Source organism: Nocardia sp. NPDC049526 (genome assembly GCF_044465765.1).
Lineage (GTDB): Bacteria > Actinomycetota > Actinomycetes > Mycobacteriales > Mycobacteriaceae > Nocardia.
Genome location: NZ_JBITMA010000003.1, coordinates 283,817 through 299,530, shown reverse-complemented (window position 1 = coordinate 299,530; position 15,714 = coordinate 283,817). Strand labels below are relative to the sequence as shown.

Sequence of the window (15,714 nt, the reverse complement as noted above, 5' to 3'; positions counted from 1 at the left end):
GTGTTCCTCACCAATGAGCCCTGATGACTGCAAGGATTCCAGAAAATCATGAGGAAATCCTCACGTTTGCTCTCGGAATCCCCGCTTACCGCCGAGTATTCCCGCACCCCCGTACCAGAATGCTCAGAAACATGACCCTCCCTCATGTTCAAAGCCGCTGGTCCACCCGGTTACTAACGCGTACGAAACATGAGTACTCCTCATGTTGACCGTTACCGAATCGTTATAATGCCAGGTGGAGTTACCGGCGAGTACGACATGCCGGGGCTGCGCTTCGCGATGGCGGTCGAGCCCGGTAGAGTTTGGACGGTCGTACCACCAAGCGCGAGTGGCGAAATTGGCAGACGCGCCAGATTTAGGTTCTGGTGTCCACGGACGTAGGGGTTCAAGTCCCCTCTCGCGCACAGATTCACGTCAAACGTGACAGAAATCCGTGCTCTGTGTGCGAGTGCCCTTGCACACACGGGAGCCGACCAGTGGAAATACGTTCTGACCTGCACCGATTATTGGCAGATCTGCCAGAATCCGTCATTTCTACCCCCTCGGGGAAGTTTGCTGGCGCGGGTGATCGCCGATGATCGCGTCCGTCATCCCGCCCCAGGAACTCATCCACGGTGCCCTCCCGACAACCCCGACGGTGCGCCCTGCCGACGGTGATGTCGTCTACGGGATCTGCACCGTCGGCGACGGCGGCCGCGTCCTCGACAAGCTCGGCTTCGCCGCCCTCGGCTGGCGACCGGGCAGGCGCTTGGAACTGACCCACCTCGATGCTGGAGTGCTGCTGGCCCGACCCGCCTTCGACGGACAGACCACCATCGCCGCGGGTGGGTACTTCCGTATCCCGTATCGGCTGCGACGGCAGGTGAGCTTGTTCGTCGGCGACCGCACCTTGTTGATCGGGCATCGCACCCGCAACCAGTTGCTGATCCATTCGCCCGCGGCGCTCGACGAGTTGTGCGCGGCGAGTCTGCGACTGCTCGAGGCGGTGCGCCGATGAACACACCGCCCGCCAGTACGGAAACCGTCGCAGCGGCACGGCTGCTGCTGACCCAGATGGGTGTCTCCCCCGCCGACCTCGTCACCGTCGGCGCCACGGTGCCGACATTCGCCGAGGTCGTTCCCCGCGTCCGCGAAACACTCGAGGCGGGCACCAAACGCACCTACGGCACCCACCTCGGCCGGCTGGAACAGCAGTGGCCAGACCGACACCTCGACGAGGTGACCAAACCCGACCTCGACGAGATGGCACGCGCCATCCAACTCGGCGCCCGCGTCAACCGCGCGTCCCGCGGCGGCGCGAGCGCGGTCGAGCACTTCATCAGCGCCGTGCGCTGCGTGTACCGCTACGCCGAGGACCACGGGTGGATCCGCCCGTGCGACAACCCCGCCCGCCAACTCACGATCCCGGTGCGACGCCCCTCCCACCGATACGCGATCCCCTCAGGCCAGCTGGCCCAGATCTGCCAGACCGCGGCCACCACCGGTGACGACCCCGAACTCGACGCCCTGATCCTGCGTCTGCATATCGAAACCGCCTGCCGCCAAGGCGGTGCGCTCGCGCTGCGCCCACACGACCTCGACCCCGACCAATGCCTGGTGTATCTGCGGGAGAAGGACGGCACAGGCCGGTGGCAACCGGTGTCGGTGACCTTGATGCGACATCTGCTCGACCACGCCGCCCACCGCAACAGCCCCCAGTCGGGGCAACTGCTGCGCTACCGCAACGGAAAGCCCATCACCGCACGGCGTTTCGACTACATCTGGCGCCGGGTCGGCGAGGTCCTGCCGTGGGTCGCTACCCAGGGCATCGGCATGCACTGGCTACGCCATACCACCCTCACCTGGGTCGAACGCACATTCAGCTACGCCGTCGCCCGCGAGTACGCCGGACACCGAGGCAAGAACAGCGGCACCACCGCCACCTACGTCAAGTCCTACCTACAGGAAGTAGCCGCCGCACTGTCGGTCATGACCGGCGAACCGCACCCGCTCGTGCCCGCACACCAGCCCAGCGCACACAGTCCGTCCGCACGCTGAACACGTCGCACAAGGAAGCTGTTCCATGCCTGACGCATCCATCGACTCGCCTCACGGCGGCGTGCACACCGCACGGCCAGCACCGACCGCCCGCCAGCCGCGTGCACACGCCTTCTTCTGGACCGTGCTCACGGCAGCAGCCACCGGCAACGCCACCCAAGCCCTCCTGCACAACACCGCCCTCCCAGCGGTAGCCGCAGCAGGTGCGATCATCCCACCCCTGGCGCTACTGGCCGCCGTCCATGCGGTTTCAGTGCGGCTGAGCCGGAACCGACCGCGCGCCGCGGGCCTGCCCAGTCAGTGTTTCCTCTCCGGCGTGTGTTGGCCGCGACGTTTACACACGCTGGAAGCGCCACAATATGAGATTGCTGTCTACAAATGCTCCAGGTACCTGGAGCTGGATCCACCACGGCTTATCCTGAAGGGCCGGGCCGAGGTACAGGTCAGTGCCAGGTATGCCCACGGTTGTTCCCTTATCAGGGTCACCAGGGATCTCCCAGTTCGTCGCCTTATGGCCATCACATACGGCGAGGGCACCTCTCTCAACTGCAGGGAGTGCGAGCTGAGTGCCCGTGCGTTTGTTGGTGATCTGGAAAGTACCGTTCGCCGTCGTCAGCGTCCAGTACTGCTCCGCCACGCCCATAGAAAAACACACGGTCACGCCCCCGTCTTCTACATTCATGGCGTGGTCGGTGGTGCCTAGGTTGTAGATCTGGTACGTGCCTTCGGTCAAATCAGCCATGGTTCGCGTCCTCACTGTGTGAGCGCACCGCCACCGAGCCTCGAACCGCCGGTACACGCTGCGCTGATCTCGTAGTCGTCGTCCAGGGCGAATCTCCAAGATCAAGTAAACCAAGCTCGCCACCCCCACTGGACCGGATTCTGCAGACCCGGCAAATCAACATTGGCCTCCCCCATATCCGCCCGAAATTCGGCCGATGCTACCGCTACCCCCTCAAGGGCGCGGGTCTCGCCGCGCCGGCCACGAGCTGACCGTTCTGGACGAAGCTCTGAAGCGATGCGCTCCAGGGCTTTTCCGTCGCTATCGAGTAGGGGTTCCGCTAGAACTCGCCGAATTTCGGGCGGGGCGACGCCCCGACCATCGGGTGTCAGGGTGAGAGGTCTGAGGAGCAGCCTGACAGGTGTCAGGAAAGCACTGGTAGTCGGGCCTATTCTGACGCGCCTTTGTCGTCGTGCAGGTGTGACGCCGGGGGTGTACCCCAACCGGACGCGATTCCGATTCCAACGAGGGCAGTGGCTCACTCACAGACGCTGCGGGATCGGCTCACGCCGCGATGTGGCGCGTGACGAGAAAGTCACGCTCAGCAACCGTTTCGACGGACCGATCGTTTGTTCTGTTGATTCGGTGGAATGCCGAGCACCGTTGCGCCGCTGGTGGTTTCATGTGCGGCTGTGCGTGGTGAGGGCGCGGTCGAGTACGGCCGGTTCCCGGCGTTGTCGAGGGTGAGCCGGAGAGGTTCTTCCACCCGGACGACGAGGACCGCGAGCCGATCGCCGACCGGCGTCGCGATCGGGGCTTGTCGTTGTCGTCGGGTTCGGCGTTGCTGTCCTCATGCAGGGCCGTTCTTGCCTTTGCCCTTCCCGCCGCCCTTCTTGCCGTCCCACTTCTTCTTGCCATTGCCGCCCTTCTCGCCCTTACCGCCCTTCCCGCCGTCCGTGCTGGTGCCGTCCTTCTTGTCCTGGATCAGCACTATGCCGCCGCCCGGAACGTGGCCGGCCCCTGGTGGTGTCGCCGCGGCGACACCGGCAGCGGTGCCGAGCGCGGCAAGGGTGAACAGTCCGGCCAGCGCAGCGGCCGCGGTTCGGTGAATCATGGGTACCCCTTCTCGAGTGGAATGTGGCGTGTACTGATCAACAGAGAAACCCTATGCGTAGAAGGCACCCTGAAGGGACGTTGCTGACACATGTTCCTCGCGCCCCGTGGTCGCCGCCGCCCGTCAGTGACCCCACACCCCGAAATGTAGCCGAAGGTGATCCGTGCACTGCATCCGGATTGTATTGTCCGGCAACATGTCTGAGGTCTCGGTGCCCGTTCCCTACGGTTGGATGCGGTACGTGGTGTTTGTCGATGTTCCGGCCGCACCCTACGACGAAAGCGATGATGCGTCCTCGAGTTTCGTCGCGACTTCGATGGCGCTGCCGCGGGTGGGTGAGGAGCTGGTTTTCGACGGTCCCGGCAACACGTTGGAACTGGTTGTCACTGCGGTGTCGCACAGCTTCACCACCGCCGCCGGCTCCAAGCCATATGGCCATCTGGTCACGGTCGAGACCCAGGTGGTGCCGGGCAGCGAGACCACCGCACGGCTGCTATATGAGAATTCCGAGGAGAAAGATCGGTGGATCAGCCTGTTCCCGATGGTCGAACCACGGTTTCCATCGAGCGCCAAACCCACGCCAGTACCGTCGGATCCGCTGACCGTGCGGGTCAACGTCGGCCGCGGGCGCGAGGTCGAATGGGCTATCTGGGACGTCGATCTACTTGTCCGGGTATTTCAGGGCGCGACCGCGACATCGCTGGCGTTGGTACGCGCGCTCATCTCCGAGGGCGGTTCGGCGAGTGTCGATCGGCTCGAGGAGCTCACCGGTGGCGTATCCGCCGGATTCCACGTCGTCGGCGATCTCCGGAGAGTTTGCTGGCGGAGGTGATCGGTGATGATCGCGCCCGTCGTCCCGCCGCAGTCACCGTTGCAGGAACTCATCCACGGACCCATGCTTGCGAACCACACGGTTCGTGTCGCCGACCGGTGACGTCGTCTACGGGATGTGCACCGTCGGGGAGGCGGGCCGCGTGCTGGACAAGCATGCCTTTGCCACCCTGGGTTGGCGGCCGGGCGCTCGCCTGGAGTTGACCTGTTTGGAGTCGTGTGTGCTGCTGGCTCGCCCAGAGGAGTAGGCCGCACGGATCGGAATTCCCACGACCAGTGTGTAACAACAGCGCGTCAGCGTTGCGGCGCCGTCCGACGGCAACATCGTGGTTGCGCACATCGACTGTCCTTGACCTGACTGCCTTACTCGCGAGCGACGGCTCATCGACCCCGACGTGCCCCAACTCGATGGCGAGGTCGATCCGCTGAGCACTGCCGCTCTCGAGGGAGTCGCAAGGTGCCGGGTCGTGGTTCGGATGCCCACCACCAGCTCATGCTCCCACGCAGAACCGGACTCACCTACGATTTTTATGTCGGCAGCGTTTCCCTAGTCGACACGCCGGGCGCGCCCGGGCGACCCGAGGCCGCCCTCGAGAATTGAGGAGCCGGTCGGACACCGTCGTTCAGCACGGTGGAAGGCGACCATCCGAAAGGAAAATGACGACAGCTCCAAGGAGATTCACCATGCCTGGTGACCAAGTCGGAGAAGTCAATGGTCAAACAATCAGCACACGGGTTCTGGGAGATATCGGACTCGGCCCGCGAACCGAGGTGACCGACCATCAAGTCGGCACACTCTGCGGCGTTCAGATCGACAGCACGGTGACCTACGTCGGCACGATGCGCCCCAACGGCACGCTCACCGGTGAAGGCACCGGGTTCGTCGTCACCGCGAGCGGGCAGACGGCCACGTTCCGGGGTACGGGCGTCGGCAGGTTCACCGGCCCCGGGACGGTCAGCTGGAGAGGCGCGGTCTTCTACGAGACCAGCGGTGAAGAACTGAGCCGTCTCAACGGGATCGCGGTCATGTTCGAGTACACCGTCCACGACGGCAAGTCCGAAGGCAAGCAGTTCGAGTGGAAGCAGAGCTGATCGTCGACCGCGTCAGCCCTGATACCACCGACCCCTTGGCTGAACACGTCAAGGGGTCGGTTCCTGTGGAAATCGGACGCCCCACCGTATGCCCGCATCCCGATACCCTGTTCTGGCACGCTCTGGGATGCGACCTACTCATAACTCGGACGCAGCGGACACTCCAGATGCAAAACCCATGCGGCGTCGGTCAACTGGGTGACGGCTTCGAGAGGCAGGTGTCCCATGAACGGGGCGATGTCGTTGACGATGTAGGCGCGGTACTTACATTTCGTGTACGGCTCCACCCCGGTCAGCTGATCGACTTAGGTGTGCAGCCAGTCTGTCACTACCTCCTGGCGCCCAACCAGTCGCCACGGAAATAACCTGCGGCAGGCTCATCACGTCGTCCGGCAGAGATCTTTCCGGTGCTGATGGGGTAGTCGCGTCGAGTCTTTGCGGTGCACTCATCATCGTGGTCCATTGCGCGCTTACTGCGAAGGGTGAACAATTTTATACGGCCCGCAACTGATACGCCGACCATATGGCGATTACGGACTAGGTTGCGGCACATCGACGTGGCAGTTATCGACTTTCGGATTCATGCCGAGGTAGTTGAGCGGCCCGGCGACGATAGTTGCCGCGATAGTTCCAACACTCGCACAGTTCTCCGGTGTGCTCCCGAAGTAGTGTCGTTGCCCAGCAGCGATCGCGCCGATGATCAGCCACACGAACACCAGCACTATGAGGACGCTGGTCATTCTCGAACGACGACCTCCGCGCATTCTCCTGGTGTCGTTTGCGTAGGTATCTCTCATTTCCTTATCTCCATTTAGTCAAATGTCTCACTGCTGGTGCAGATTTCGGGATCCGGAGCGCCATTCGACACATATTCCGGACGCTGCGATATCCCGATGTGGACAGCGGGCGGGCGCCGGGGCTCGAAGGCGAAGCCGAGGGTCGTCCGGTTACTCGAGTCGATCCCGCCAACTCGGGTTGGTGCGGATATGCCGGGAGCCGCCGGCGTGTTCATTGATGTCGCGGCTCAGCGCAGTATCTTCAGGACGCGACCGGCCGAGAAAGCGCGCGGCGCTGCCGAGGGCGGGACGCTGGACATCTCGCGATAGATGGCTGAGCACAGCCATTCCGGTGGCGCCGATGACTACGCCGGCGATCAGGGCGATGATGACGATCATGTCGAGCCTCGGATCTGTTGGTCCTTCAAGTACACAGCTCCGGTCACGTGGTGTCAACAATGTAGGTCTACACCCTCGAACTACAGTGTTCAGCCCGGTGGACCATCAACTTCGATGGTGACGAGCGGGATCACCCCGCCGCGAAGAGCATGGGGACGCTCTGTTGCTCACTGCCGGGCCAAACCGCAGGCCAACGGGTCAGCGACCAGCGCGAGCACGGATGGCACGCCGTCCTCTTCCGTGTGATGCCTTCCACAAGCCCACCGCGACCACGGGCCACTGCTGCCAGGGCGCGGACTTGCGCCAATTCGTGGTCGAACAGTTCGGCTGAGCGCCAGCGTGTGTGACGAGATAGGCCGACCAGTCCAAGGCCAACCTGAAGGACGCGGGCGAAAACGTCAACACCGGCCAGCGATCGACGTCATCGGACTGACGCGCCAGCGTCGGCGCGCGACGTGAACCGCTGCCGCGCGAGTCCGCCTGCGCCCCAGCCCATGCGAACAGTGGTTGTCGCTGAGAGGAGTCCCCCCAGGCTCGGTGGATGACCGAATAGTGCGCTGGCAGATGAATGTTTTCATTCCATGCGCGACCCACGAACTCGACGCCGAACCCTCAACAGGTTTACCCGCACCAGGCCCTGCGCAGCCGAACGCAACCAGTGCGCTGGGTGTCATCGCGGACCAGCTGACGAAGGCCGAGGAAGCTGACTTCTCAACGCTGATGGCACTGACCGACGACCCCGATATGACCCGAACACGCGGTCCTGATCACACACACCGCCTCGGTGACGGCGCGGGAAGTAAGCCGGTGCGATGGAAGGAGAAAATATACCGTTGCAGGTGTAGACATTCTTCAGGTGCCGATATACAGTCACTGTCGTTCGAATAGAGAAGTCCAGTGGCCGGGCAGGTGAACTGCCCGGAACATGAGGTTCCACCGTCCCCTCCGGCGGAGACGAGAATCCGGTGCAATCGGCCGGACCGCCGGAGGGGACGAAGAAGATCAGGTTGAAGAACAAGGTCAACAAGCAAGTCCGGCAATCCAGGAGGTGGTCACTGAGTAGTCACCTAGCAGTTCCGCGTCCCGGGAAGTGTCGGGTGCGGTGTAGGACATCGGCCCGCACGGCCGGTGGACAGTACTGAAGTCAATCCCCCTTCGTATTCCAGGCCCCGGCGCCCAGCGCGCCGGGGCCTCCCAGCGTTGAACACCCGAGAGGTGCTGTGCAGCAAACCGACACAAACCCCACCGACGACGGCCCCAGCGCCGCCGACAAACTCGATGACGACGACTACGCCGCCTACAGCATGGGCCGTGCCGCGGAAATACTCGGCGTCACCCAAGCATTTCTGCGCGGCCTCGACGCCGCCGAACTACTGGCCCCGCAACGCTCCCCCGGCGGGCACCGCCGCTACTCGCGCTACCAACTGCGCATTGCCGCCCGCGTCCGCGAACTCGTCGACGCCGGTAACCCCCTCGAGGCGGCCTGCCGCATCGTCATCCTCGAGGACCAACTCGCCGAGGCCCAACGCATCAACACCAACCTCCAGCAAGCCCTCGACGACCGCCCACCCCCAGCCGATTGATCTCCGGACACCCGGACCGACGACACCCTCACGACGCCTCGGTTCCGCGTACATCTCCCGCATGTCGATGCGATCAGGTTGACCAACCAGCGGTCGGGAATCGTTTCTGGGTCGGTCTTCTGCGCGACGACCGGAATCACCGGCATGGCCCTGCTGACGATCGGCCTGCAAGTCGGAATCACCGAACGACTCGTCTTCTACCCGCTTCCGACCGGGATGGCCGTAACCGGCGCGGGAATCGTGCTCAGCCCCCTCCGCGGCGCGCTACGACGGCGTCCCCAGCCCCTCCATGGGGGTTAACATTGCATGTCTCGATCGTAGGCCTACATTGTTGACACCGCGTTCTGGGCGGCGTCTACTGGAGATCTACAAGTTCCAATCCGGCCGCTCGGGGTTCCCCATCATGGTCATCGTCATCGGCATGTTCATTCTGATCACCGCCATCATCGCCGGGGCCGCGGCCTTGCTCTCCACCGGCGGTGATGCCCACGCACTGACCGGAGACGTGACCTTGTTCGGCTATCACGTCACCGACACCGCAGACGTCATAGTGATCTGGGGCATCACTGTCGGCGTCATCGGGCTCGTCGAGCTGGGGCTGCTACTAGCCGACCGCCGGCGCACGCACCTCGCGCGCCGAATCCCCCGCCGTCCCGGCCGGTCCGGGAACAAGTCCACCCCACAGGCAGCAGACGAGGCGAAAAACGTCCTCCAACACTGACTCTCGCCACCGGTCGACACCCCACGCGCAGGCTACGCCTAACCGATGTTGTTCTGCCCCCGACTTATTCACTGAAACCAGGTAGCTGACATGACCGTCCTGATCCTCGGAGCCGCCCTACTCGTGACCGGATTCCTGCTCGGCATTTCCCTTCTCGTCACCGCGGGGATCGCAATCCTCCTCATCGGAGCAGTACTGATGTTCACGGGAATCGGGGGCGGTTCCGGACGCGGCTGGCGCCACTACATCAGCCGACCCCGACCCCGCCGCCGTCGGGCGCGGCAAAGCTGGTAACCAAAAGCCGACCGCGGCCACCCAAGCCGGCAAATTCGTCTCCCGATCGAACTCGCCGAATGGAGCTGCGATGACCACGACGCCTAGAACTTCTGCTTCGCAAGCAGATTCGCGCTCGTTGGCAGTCGGTAGCGCTTCGCGTATAGGTGGACCGGTGAAGTTTCCGGGTCCGACCTACACGGCACGGTCCCAGCCCCGACCGACCCGAACCATCGAATCAAAGTCTCCCGACCCGTCGGGTCCGTTCACTACTCACCGCCGAACCCCAACTCCCTCACCCCTGACAACCACGGTGCCGGTCGCCCACAACATGCGACCGGCACCACAATGGACCACATTCCGATCGATGATTCCGCCTATGCCACAACCCATTTGAAGCAGGCGACAGACCGAAACCAAACCAATCGACACAACGCGACGACGGTCCCCCACTCAGCTACTTCCGCCGAAGTACCCGAAAACCATTACAGCTCAACAGAATACACGCATTGCTCGCATCAGCATCCTGGTTTGCCCTGCGCACGGAACGTGTCCGCCAACTCCGCGCCACCACCGCAGCGGTCGAATACGGCTGACCGGAGCTGAATTCGCTCGTCTCCTGTTCCCGAATGCCATCCGGTGACGAGCATGGTCACGGGCGACACAGACGGGCGTTCCGGCCGTAGACTCCTGCGAATTCCTCCAGCTGGATCGACACCGAGCCGCCGAACCGCGGCCGGTTCGTGCGGCCGGTTCGTGCAGGATGGCTTGATCGTCACCGGTACCAGCGCCCTGCTGGGGCTGTACTCGTCGACGCCGTTGGCAAGCCGTCGTTCTCGATCTGGTCCAGTCTGTTGCGTTGCCGGACCGCAAGGCTGGTCGAGAGCCCTGGTTTCGGCCGCCGCGCGCACGGTGTCGCGGTCACCGCTGGCACGTACGACGGCCGAGGTGGGGACGGCGAGGACCGGACAGCCCAGATCGAGTTCAAGGAGAACGGCAGGCTGTTCCTTGCCTCGGAACGTGGCGTCTGTTCATGGACCCGCCTCGTCGTCCCAACACCTCCGCCGGCCGAGGTCGTGTTCGAGACGTTGATCCTCGGGCACACGAAACTTCTGGTGCGCCTGACCGCCGCCGTCTCCCAGTCGTTCGGCTTTACCGGTTCATGGCGGTTCGGCCTGCTGCTCATAGGACTGCGCGACGCTAAATCGTTCGAGCTCAGTAACGACATCTTCGCCAGCAACACCGCGCCGTACTCCGAACCTGCCTATGAACGAGCCACTGAAGCGTCGACCAGTCGACTTGATCAACGACCCCCGAGCCACTGTAAAACACCTCGTCGGACCACTTTGGCAAAGCCTCGGATCGCACCACGCATGGGAATCGTTCTTCGCGGCCTGATTGCACCGCACCGGGTTTGGGACCGACCAAGAAACTTGTCGAAACCGATGAACACTGCCGGTTCGAGACGTTGTCGCCATCCAGGCTGTCCGAGAATGCAGACTCCATGACTGCCTGGTCACATGGGTGTACGTTGATGCTCCTCCGATGAGGAAGGAGCCGTAGATGGCACGTGTTTCCAACGGCGAGTCTGTGCTGTCGCGCGTGCTGCGGATTCTGGAGCAGTTCGATCCCGACACACCGGCGATAACTGTGTCGGACCTGGCCCGGGCCAGCGGCCTGCCGTTGCCGACGGTGTCGCGGCTGGCCAACGAAATGATCGCCCAGGGACTACTGCACCGCGATGAACAGCGACGGCTCCACATCGGAATGCGGTTGTGGGAATTGGCGTCTCGCGCCGCGCCGGCAGTCGGCCTGAGGCAGGCGGCGATGCCCTTCATGGAGGATCTCCACGCAACCACAGGTCAACACGTCCAGCTGTCAGTGCTGCACGATCGCGAAGTCCTGGTACTCGAGCGGTTGTCCACGCCGGGCGCGGTGTACAACATCAGTCGCATCGCCGGTCGATTACCGCTTCATGTTTCGTCGAGCGGACTGGTATTGCTGGCGCACGCACCAGCACAGGTACAGGAGGCAGTGCTCACCGGACCGCTGCGTCGATGCACCACGAAAACGATCACCGACCCCCGAGCATTGCGGGTGCTGCTGAGCGAGATCCGACGCACCCGGGTCGCGTGTTGCCCCGGGTTCTTAGACGAGCGCGCAACCGGTTTGGCGGTGCCGCTGTGCACCGGCGGCGGGCAGGTCGTGGCGGCTTTGTCGGTAGTAGTGCCCAATGACGACGAAGCCCGAACAGTCATTCCGGCGATGCAGGCGGCGGCACGCGGGATCTCCCGGATGCTCAGCACGTCCGATATGGACTTCAGCCGGTGAGCCTGCGTCCCCGGCTTTCGCAATCCACCAGCTGCTACACCGAAAAAACAATATGACCGTACGGAGATAGGCCGGGCTCTCATCCATTGAGAGAACACTTCACCGCCGGGGTGTCATCACGTCACGCTTCCTTTGACGAGGAGGTCCATCCGATGAACACGCCGACACCAGCCGATATTCAGCACATTTCGGCGCCGAGCGAGGTCGCTGAGGTCTGTGTCACCGATAAACGTCTTGTGGCGACCAACGTCATCGCACTGGAGCTGGCAGCGGCGCATCGAAAAAGATTGCCGGACTGGACACCTGGCTCGCACATCGATCTTGCTCTTCCGAACGGCATGACCCGTCAATACTCGCTATGCGGGGACCGGTGGGATCCCTACACCTATCGCATCGGCGTACTGCGCGAACAGGACGGTCGCGGCGGATCTGCGTTCATTCATGACGAACTCGAAGTCGGGGATGTCGTCGGCGTGGGCGGTCCGCGCAACAACTTCGCCATGGTGCCGTCGGACCAATATCTGTTCGTCGCAGGCGGAATCGGAATCACCCCCATCCTCCCGATGATCGAACAGGCCGAAATGCTGGGCGCCGACTGGCGACTGCTCTACGGCGGCCGCAGCCGCGCCTCCATGGCATTCCTAGACGTGTTGGCTCGCTTCGACGATCGCATACAGGTGGTTCCACAAGACGAATGCGGATTGCTCAACCTGACCGGATTCCTCGGAGCACCACGTCCCGGCGTCCGGATCTACTCCTGCGGTCCTGCACCGCTGCTGGCCGCCATAGCGGAAACCTGCACCGCGTGGCCGCCATTCACGTTACGAGTCGAACGCTTCACCGGACAGACCAGCGAACCCGCGCCGAAGACCGCGTTTCGGGTCGAACTCGCCCGCACCGGCCGCACCGTCCGCGTCACGCCCGACCAAACGATTCTGGACGCCGTCCGCACCGTCGGTGTCGACGTACTGTCCTCCTGCCGACAAGGCACCTGCGGGACCTGCGAAACGACAGTCCTGTCCGGACACCCGGACCATCGGGACGCGGTACTGGAGGACTACGAGCGTGCAGCAGGCGACTGCATGTTCATCTGCGTATCACGTTCGCGCAGTGACTATCTCGTCCTCGATCTCTGATACCCCCACGAAGGCTCCGAACATGTCAACGACTCTCGGGTCCACAACACCCACCAACGACACCGACCCTTTCAGCCACGACGTATTGGAAAACCCCCAGCCACTGCACACCGCACTCCGGGACGCCGGTCCGGTTGTATATCTCCCGAAGTACGACATCTACGCCTTTGCCAGGTACGAGCAGGTACATGCCGCGCTCGTCGATTGGCAAGGATTCCAGTCCGCTGCCGGTGTCGGCCTGTCCAACTTCCGCTTCGAAAAGCCTTGGCGGCCACCAAGTCTGCTCCTGGAAGCCGACCCACCCAGGCATGACGCGCCCCGGCGGGTGCTGAGCAAGGTGCTCGGCCCGAGATCCCTGCACAAGCTGCGGAGACAGTGGCTGACCGACGCCGAGGAGCTCGTCGATCACCTACTCATGGACGGAGACGAATTCGACGCTGTCCCATCCCTGGCCGCCGCCTTTCCACTCCGCGTCTTCCCCGATGCGGTCGGTATCCCCAAGACGGGTCGCGAAAACCTGCTCCCATATGGCGACCATCTGTTCAACGCATTCGGCCCCCAGAATGATCTGGTCGCGGAAGGGAGCCCACATGTAGGTGAACTCTCTGCCTGGGTCAGCGGCCAGTGCGCCCGTGATGCCCTCACCGACAACGGATTCGGTGCACATATCTGGGCCGCCGCCGACCGCGGAGACATCACCCACGAGCAAGCGCCCCTCGTCGTACGCTCACTGTTGTCGGCGGGTGTCGACACCACAGTGCACGGCCTCTCCGCCGTCCTGTACGCCCTCGCCACCCACCCCGACCAGTGGCTGCGGTTGCGGCACGAACCAGCTTCGATCCGCGCCGCCTTCGACGAGGCGGTTCGATGGGAATCGCCTGTTCAAACCTTTTTCCGCACCGCAACAACCGATATCCGGGTCGGCGACCACATCGTTCCGGACGGGCACAAGATACTGATGTTCCTCGGCGCCGCCAACCGCGCCCCCCGGCGCTGGACCAATCCCGACTCCTTCGACCTGACCCGCGACCCTTCGGGCCATGTCGGCTTCGGGATGGGTCTCCATCAGTGCGTCGGCCAGCATGTGGCGCGGCTCGAAGCCGAAGCTCTACTCACCGCCTTGGCCGAGCGAGCGCAGACCATCGAACTCGCCGGTCCGACGAAACGGCACCATAACAACACCCTCCGTGCGTGGGAGAGCATCCCGGTGCGGGTACGAACGGTCCGAAGGAGCGGGGCTCCCACGACCACAGACCCGCCGGCGCGGGCACTCCGATGACAAGGGCACCGACCTCGGCGCAGCGAGGCTTTGACCGCGCGTCACCCGGGGAGTCCGAGGGAGCGGGTCGATGTAGGCGCGTTCAGTGGTGCCCGATCGTGCGAACCAACTCTCGGCGAGGACTTCCAGCATCTCGTCGTTCGACACCCAAGCCCGGGTTGTCAGTTCCGTGACACGTGACCCAGCTCGGCCATCGCGACGAAACCCCGGAACTGGCGGGTCGCCGCCGCTGCCGGCGCTATGGCGTCGACCGTCGTTGTCGCGTAGCCCATCGACACAAACAGGTCCAGAACGGCGTCGAAGCGGTCGAACCGAATCGCCCGGCCCATCGACAAAGTAGGAAAGTCCGCAATGACGCAGACTGCTGAACACAAGCACGGCTACCTCGCCACGATGGTCGCCAACTGCTGCGCCGTTCTCCTCTCGCGAGCCGGAGTACTAGCTGCTCGTCGCGCTGAACGGCACCCTCCAGCAGGAGTTCCGATCCACCAGCGTCCAACTGGCCTGGATCACGGCCGACTTCGCGATCCCCATGGTCGTCCTCGAGCGGCCACCGGCATGGTCGGTCGGCCGCACGCGTCCGCCGCAAGTAGGCGCACTGCTGATCGTCGCGGGCCTCGGTGGTCAACTACGCCGCAAGCATGCGCTGTTCGACATCACGCCCCATGGGCTCCGCGTTCTCCAGACCTTCGGGAGTTCGGTCGAGGACCTTCGCGAGCGGCTGGACGTCCCGCTCCTCATAGGCGCTTGATCCGCTGAGGCTGCGGCGCTTCGGCGAAAACCCGTCGGCAGCAGCTCATTCGGGGGGACTCGAGAATCTTCCCGGTCGTATCGGACCGGGATCAGAAAGAAAGAGATGAGGAGTTATGCACAGCATCTCCCGAATCACGGCGATCGCCACCTTGGCCGTGCTCACCACTGCAAGTGCGGTAAGTATCGCCTCGGCCGCGCCCGTCGAGGCTCCGGCGTCGGTGACGCAGTCGGCCATCGGCGATCCCGGCCGCGCCGTTCCCGACATCAGTGCCGCGGACCCGAATCCGGTTCCGGCGCAGGTCGATCCGCAAGCCGAGTACGACCAGGCGATAGGCGCGATGGCAGGCGCGTTCTCCAACGCCAACCACGACGGCAGCTTGGTCGGTACCGCCATCGGCGTCGTCATCGGCTGCCCACTGGGCGCGCTCACCGGCGGCACTCTGACGGCCTTGGTTTCCGCCGGCATGTTGACTCCGGTGGGCGTCGTCGGCGGCTGCATCCTCGGCGGGACGACCCTCGGCGGCCTGGGCGGCATCTTCGCTGGGGCGCTCACCGGCTTCCCGGCTCTCGCCGACGCCGCAGGCCGGCAATACAACCGGCTGCACGCACAGGGCCTGATCGCCGCGCCGCTGAACACCGACAACCGCTAACCGATCCACCGCGAAAAG

19 protein-coding genes and 1 tRNA gene are annotated in these 15,714 nt (G+C 63.8%); 14 read left to right on the top strand and 6 right to left on the bottom strand.

The genetic code is table 11. The features are described from left to right. Positions 1-322 precede the first annotated feature (322 nt). The 3 genes from ACIBW7_RS10900 (at position 323) to ACIBW7_RS10890 (ending at position 2,037) form a co-directional block, all read left to right on the top strand. Positions 323-404: transfer RNA gene (locus ACIBW7_RS10900), tRNA-Leu, on the top strand. 170 nt (positions 405-574) lie between these two features. Further along, entirely contained in the window at positions 575-997 is a 423-nt protein-coding gene (locus ACIBW7_RS10895) for a hypothetical protein (protein ID WP_397046082.1), read from the top strand. Next, positions 994-2,037 carry a tyrosine-type recombinase/integrase gene (locus tag ACIBW7_RS10890; protein ID WP_397046081.1) on the top strand — a complete coding sequence of 348 codons (1,044 nt, stop codon included), beginning with the start codon at positions 994-996 and terminating at the stop codon, positions 2,035-2,037. The genes ACIBW7_RS10895 and ACIBW7_RS10890 overlap by 4 nt, the downstream gene beginning before the upstream one ends. 334 nt (positions 2,038-2,371) lie before the next feature. On the opposite strand, the gene ACIBW7_RS10885 is transcribed toward ACIBW7_RS10890, so the two are convergent. Further along, complete coding sequence (locus tag ACIBW7_RS10885) at positions 2,372-2,779, bottom strand: hypothetical protein (protein ID WP_397046080.1); 408 nt, start codon at positions 2,777-2,779, stop codon at positions 2,372-2,374. A gap of 829 nt (positions 2,780-3,608) precedes the next feature. Continuing rightward, a complete protein-coding gene (locus ACIBW7_RS10880; RefSeq protein WP_397046079.1) occupies positions 3,609-3,872 on the bottom strand; it encodes a hypothetical protein in 264 nt (87 codons plus the stop codon). Positions 3,873-4,068: 196 nt separating this feature from the next. Between ACIBW7_RS10880 and ACIBW7_RS10875 the strand changes: the two genes are divergently transcribed. The 3 genes from ACIBW7_RS10875 (at position 4,069) to ACIBW7_RS10865 (ending at position 5,795) form a co-directional block, all read left to right on the top strand. After that, complete coding sequence (locus tag ACIBW7_RS10875) at positions 4,069-4,704, top strand: hypothetical protein (RefSeq protein WP_397046078.1); 636 nt, start codon at positions 4,069-4,071, stop codon at positions 4,702-4,704. 67 nt (positions 4,705-4,771) lie between these two features. Then, positions 4,772-4,951 (top strand): hypothetical protein, encoded by a 180-nt coding sequence (locus tag ACIBW7_RS10870; protein ID WP_357485069.1) that lies wholly within the window; start codon positions 4,772-4,774, stop codon positions 4,949-4,951. Between the two features lie 436 nt (positions 4,952-5,387). Beyond that, a complete protein-coding gene (locus ACIBW7_RS10865) occupies positions 5,388-5,795 on the top strand; it encodes a hypothetical protein (RefSeq protein WP_397046077.1) in 408 nt (135 codons plus the stop codon). A 134-nt stretch (positions 5,796-5,929) separates the two neighbouring features. Here ACIBW7_RS10865 and ACIBW7_RS10860 read toward each other — a convergent pair whose 3' ends face one another. The 3 genes from ACIBW7_RS10860 to ACIBW7_RS10850 form a co-directional block, all read right to left on the bottom strand. After that, positions 5,930-6,082, bottom strand: a complete 153-nt coding sequence (locus ACIBW7_RS10860) for a hypothetical protein (protein WP_397046076.1) — start codon at positions 6,080-6,082, stop codon at positions 5,930-5,932. 243 nt (positions 6,083-6,325) lie between these two features. Next, positions 6,326-6,535 (bottom strand): hypothetical protein, encoded by a 210-nt coding sequence (locus tag ACIBW7_RS10855; protein WP_397046075.1) that lies wholly within the window; start codon positions 6,533-6,535, stop codon positions 6,326-6,328. A gap of 207 nt (positions 6,536-6,742) precedes the next feature. Continuing rightward, on the bottom strand, positions 6,743-6,970 hold the full coding sequence (locus tag ACIBW7_RS10850) for a hypothetical protein (RefSeq protein ID WP_397046074.1): 228 nt from the start codon (positions 6,968-6,970) through the stop codon (positions 6,743-6,745). Positions 6,971-8,190: 1,220 nt separating this feature from the next. On the opposite strand from ACIBW7_RS10850, the gene ACIBW7_RS10845 reads away from it, so the two are divergent. The 6 genes from ACIBW7_RS10845 to ACIBW7_RS10820 all read left to right on the top strand — a co-directional run bounded on the left by ACIBW7_RS10845 (position 8,191) and on the right by ACIBW7_RS10820 (position 14,293). Beyond that, positions 8,191-8,553: a helix-turn-helix domain-containing protein gene (locus ACIBW7_RS10845; protein ID WP_357485255.1), complete on the top strand. Its 363-nt coding sequence runs from the start codon at positions 8,191-8,193 to the stop codon at positions 8,551-8,553. Positions 8,554-8,884: 331 nt separating this feature from the next. Further along, positions 8,885-9,274 carry a hypothetical protein gene (locus tag ACIBW7_RS10840; protein WP_397046073.1) on the top strand — a complete coding sequence of 130 codons (390 nt, stop codon included), beginning with the start codon at positions 8,885-8,887 and terminating at the stop codon, positions 9,272-9,274. A gap of 90 nt (positions 9,275-9,364) precedes the next feature. Next, entirely contained in the window at positions 9,365-9,568 is a 204-nt protein-coding gene (locus tag ACIBW7_RS10835; RefSeq protein ID WP_397046072.1) for a hypothetical protein, read from the top strand. 1,542 nt (positions 9,569-11,110) lie between these two features. Further along, positions 11,111-11,878 (top strand): IclR family transcriptional regulator, encoded by a 768-nt coding sequence (locus ACIBW7_RS10830; RefSeq protein WP_397046071.1) that lies wholly within the window; start codon positions 11,111-11,113, stop codon positions 11,876-11,878. Between the two features lie 152 nt (positions 11,879-12,030). Further along, positions 12,031-13,014, top strand: a complete 984-nt coding sequence (locus ACIBW7_RS10825; RefSeq protein ID WP_397046070.1) for a PDR/VanB family oxidoreductase — start codon at positions 12,031-12,033, stop codon at positions 13,012-13,014. 22 nt (positions 13,015-13,036) lie between these two features. After that, on the top strand, positions 13,037-14,293 hold the full coding sequence (locus ACIBW7_RS10820) for a cytochrome P450 (RefSeq protein ID WP_397046069.1): 1,257 nt from the start codon (positions 13,037-13,039) through the stop codon (positions 14,291-14,293). A 161-nt stretch (positions 14,294-14,454) separates the two neighbouring features. Here ACIBW7_RS10820 and ACIBW7_RS10815 read toward each other — a convergent pair whose 3' ends face one another. After that, positions 14,455-14,622 (bottom strand): hypothetical protein, encoded by a 168-nt coding sequence (locus tag ACIBW7_RS10815; RefSeq protein WP_397046068.1) that lies wholly within the window; start codon positions 14,620-14,622, stop codon positions 14,455-14,457. A 203-nt stretch (positions 14,623-14,825) separates the two neighbouring features. Here ACIBW7_RS10815 and ACIBW7_RS10810 point away from each other — a divergent pair, with 203 nt between their 5' ends. Beyond that, the gene (locus ACIBW7_RS10810; protein WP_397046067.1) at positions 14,826-15,044 is read left to right on the top strand and encodes a hypothetical protein; all 219 of its coding nucleotides are present in this window, start codon (positions 14,826-14,828) and stop codon (positions 15,042-15,044) included. Between the two features lie 115 nt (positions 15,045-15,159). Next, positions 15,160-15,696 (top strand): hypothetical protein, encoded by a 537-nt coding sequence (locus ACIBW7_RS10805; RefSeq protein WP_397046066.1) that lies wholly within the window; start codon positions 15,160-15,162, stop codon positions 15,694-15,696. Positions 15,697-15,714 lie beyond the last annotated feature (18 nt).

Coding starts and splice junctions, on each gene's coding strand:
- ACIBW7_RS10890 (WP_397046081.1), top strand. CDS start 994: ATGAACACACCGCCCGCCAGTACGGAAACCGTCGCAGCGGCACGGCTG.
- ACIBW7_RS10885 (WP_397046080.1), bottom strand. CDS start 2,779: ATGGCTGATTTGACCGAAGGCACGTACCAGATCTACAACCTAGGCACC.
- ACIBW7_RS10850 (WP_397046074.1), bottom strand. CDS start 6,970: ATGATCGTCATCATCGCCCTGATCGCCGGCGTAGTCATCGGCGCCACC.
- ACIBW7_RS10805 (WP_397046066.1), top strand. CDS start 15,160: ATGCACAGCATCTCCCGAATCACGGCGATCGCCACCTTGGCCGTGCTC.
- ACIBW7_RS10895 (WP_397046082.1), top strand. CDS start 575: ATGATCGCGTCCGTCATCCCGCCCCAGGAACTCATCCACGGTGCCCTC.
- ACIBW7_RS10865 (WP_397046077.1), top strand. CDS start 5,388: ATGCCTGGTGACCAAGTCGGAGAAGTCAATGGTCAAACAATCAGCACA.
- ACIBW7_RS10875 (WP_397046078.1), top strand. CDS start 4,069: ATGTCTGAGGTCTCGGTGCCCGTTCCCTACGGTTGGATGCGGTACGTG.
- ACIBW7_RS10830 (WP_397046071.1), top strand. CDS start 11,111: ATGGCACGTGTTTCCAACGGCGAGTCTGTGCTGTCGCGCGTGCTGCGG.
- ACIBW7_RS10825 (WP_397046070.1), top strand. CDS start 12,031: ATGAACACGCCGACACCAGCCGATATTCAGCACATTTCGGCGCCGAGC.
- ACIBW7_RS10820 (WP_397046069.1), top strand. CDS start 13,037: ATGTCAACGACTCTCGGGTCCACAACACCCACCAACGACACCGACCCT.
- ACIBW7_RS10810 (WP_397046067.1), top strand. CDS start 14,826: ATGGTCGTCCTCGAGCGGCCACCGGCATGGTCGGTCGGCCGCACGCGT.
- ACIBW7_RS10835 (WP_397046072.1), top strand. CDS start 9,365: ATGACCGTCCTGATCCTCGGAGCCGCCCTACTCGTGACCGGATTCCTG.
- ACIBW7_RS10815 (WP_397046068.1), bottom strand. CDS start 14,622: ATGGGCCGGGCGATTCGGTTCGACCGCTTCGACGCCGTTCTGGACCTG.
- ACIBW7_RS10880 (WP_397046079.1), bottom strand. CDS start 3,872: ATGATTCACCGAACCGCGGCCGCTGCGCTGGCCGGACTGTTCACCCTT.
- ACIBW7_RS10855 (WP_397046075.1), bottom strand. CDS start 6,535: ATGACCAGCGTCCTCATAGTGCTGGTGTTCGTGTGGCTGATCATCGGC.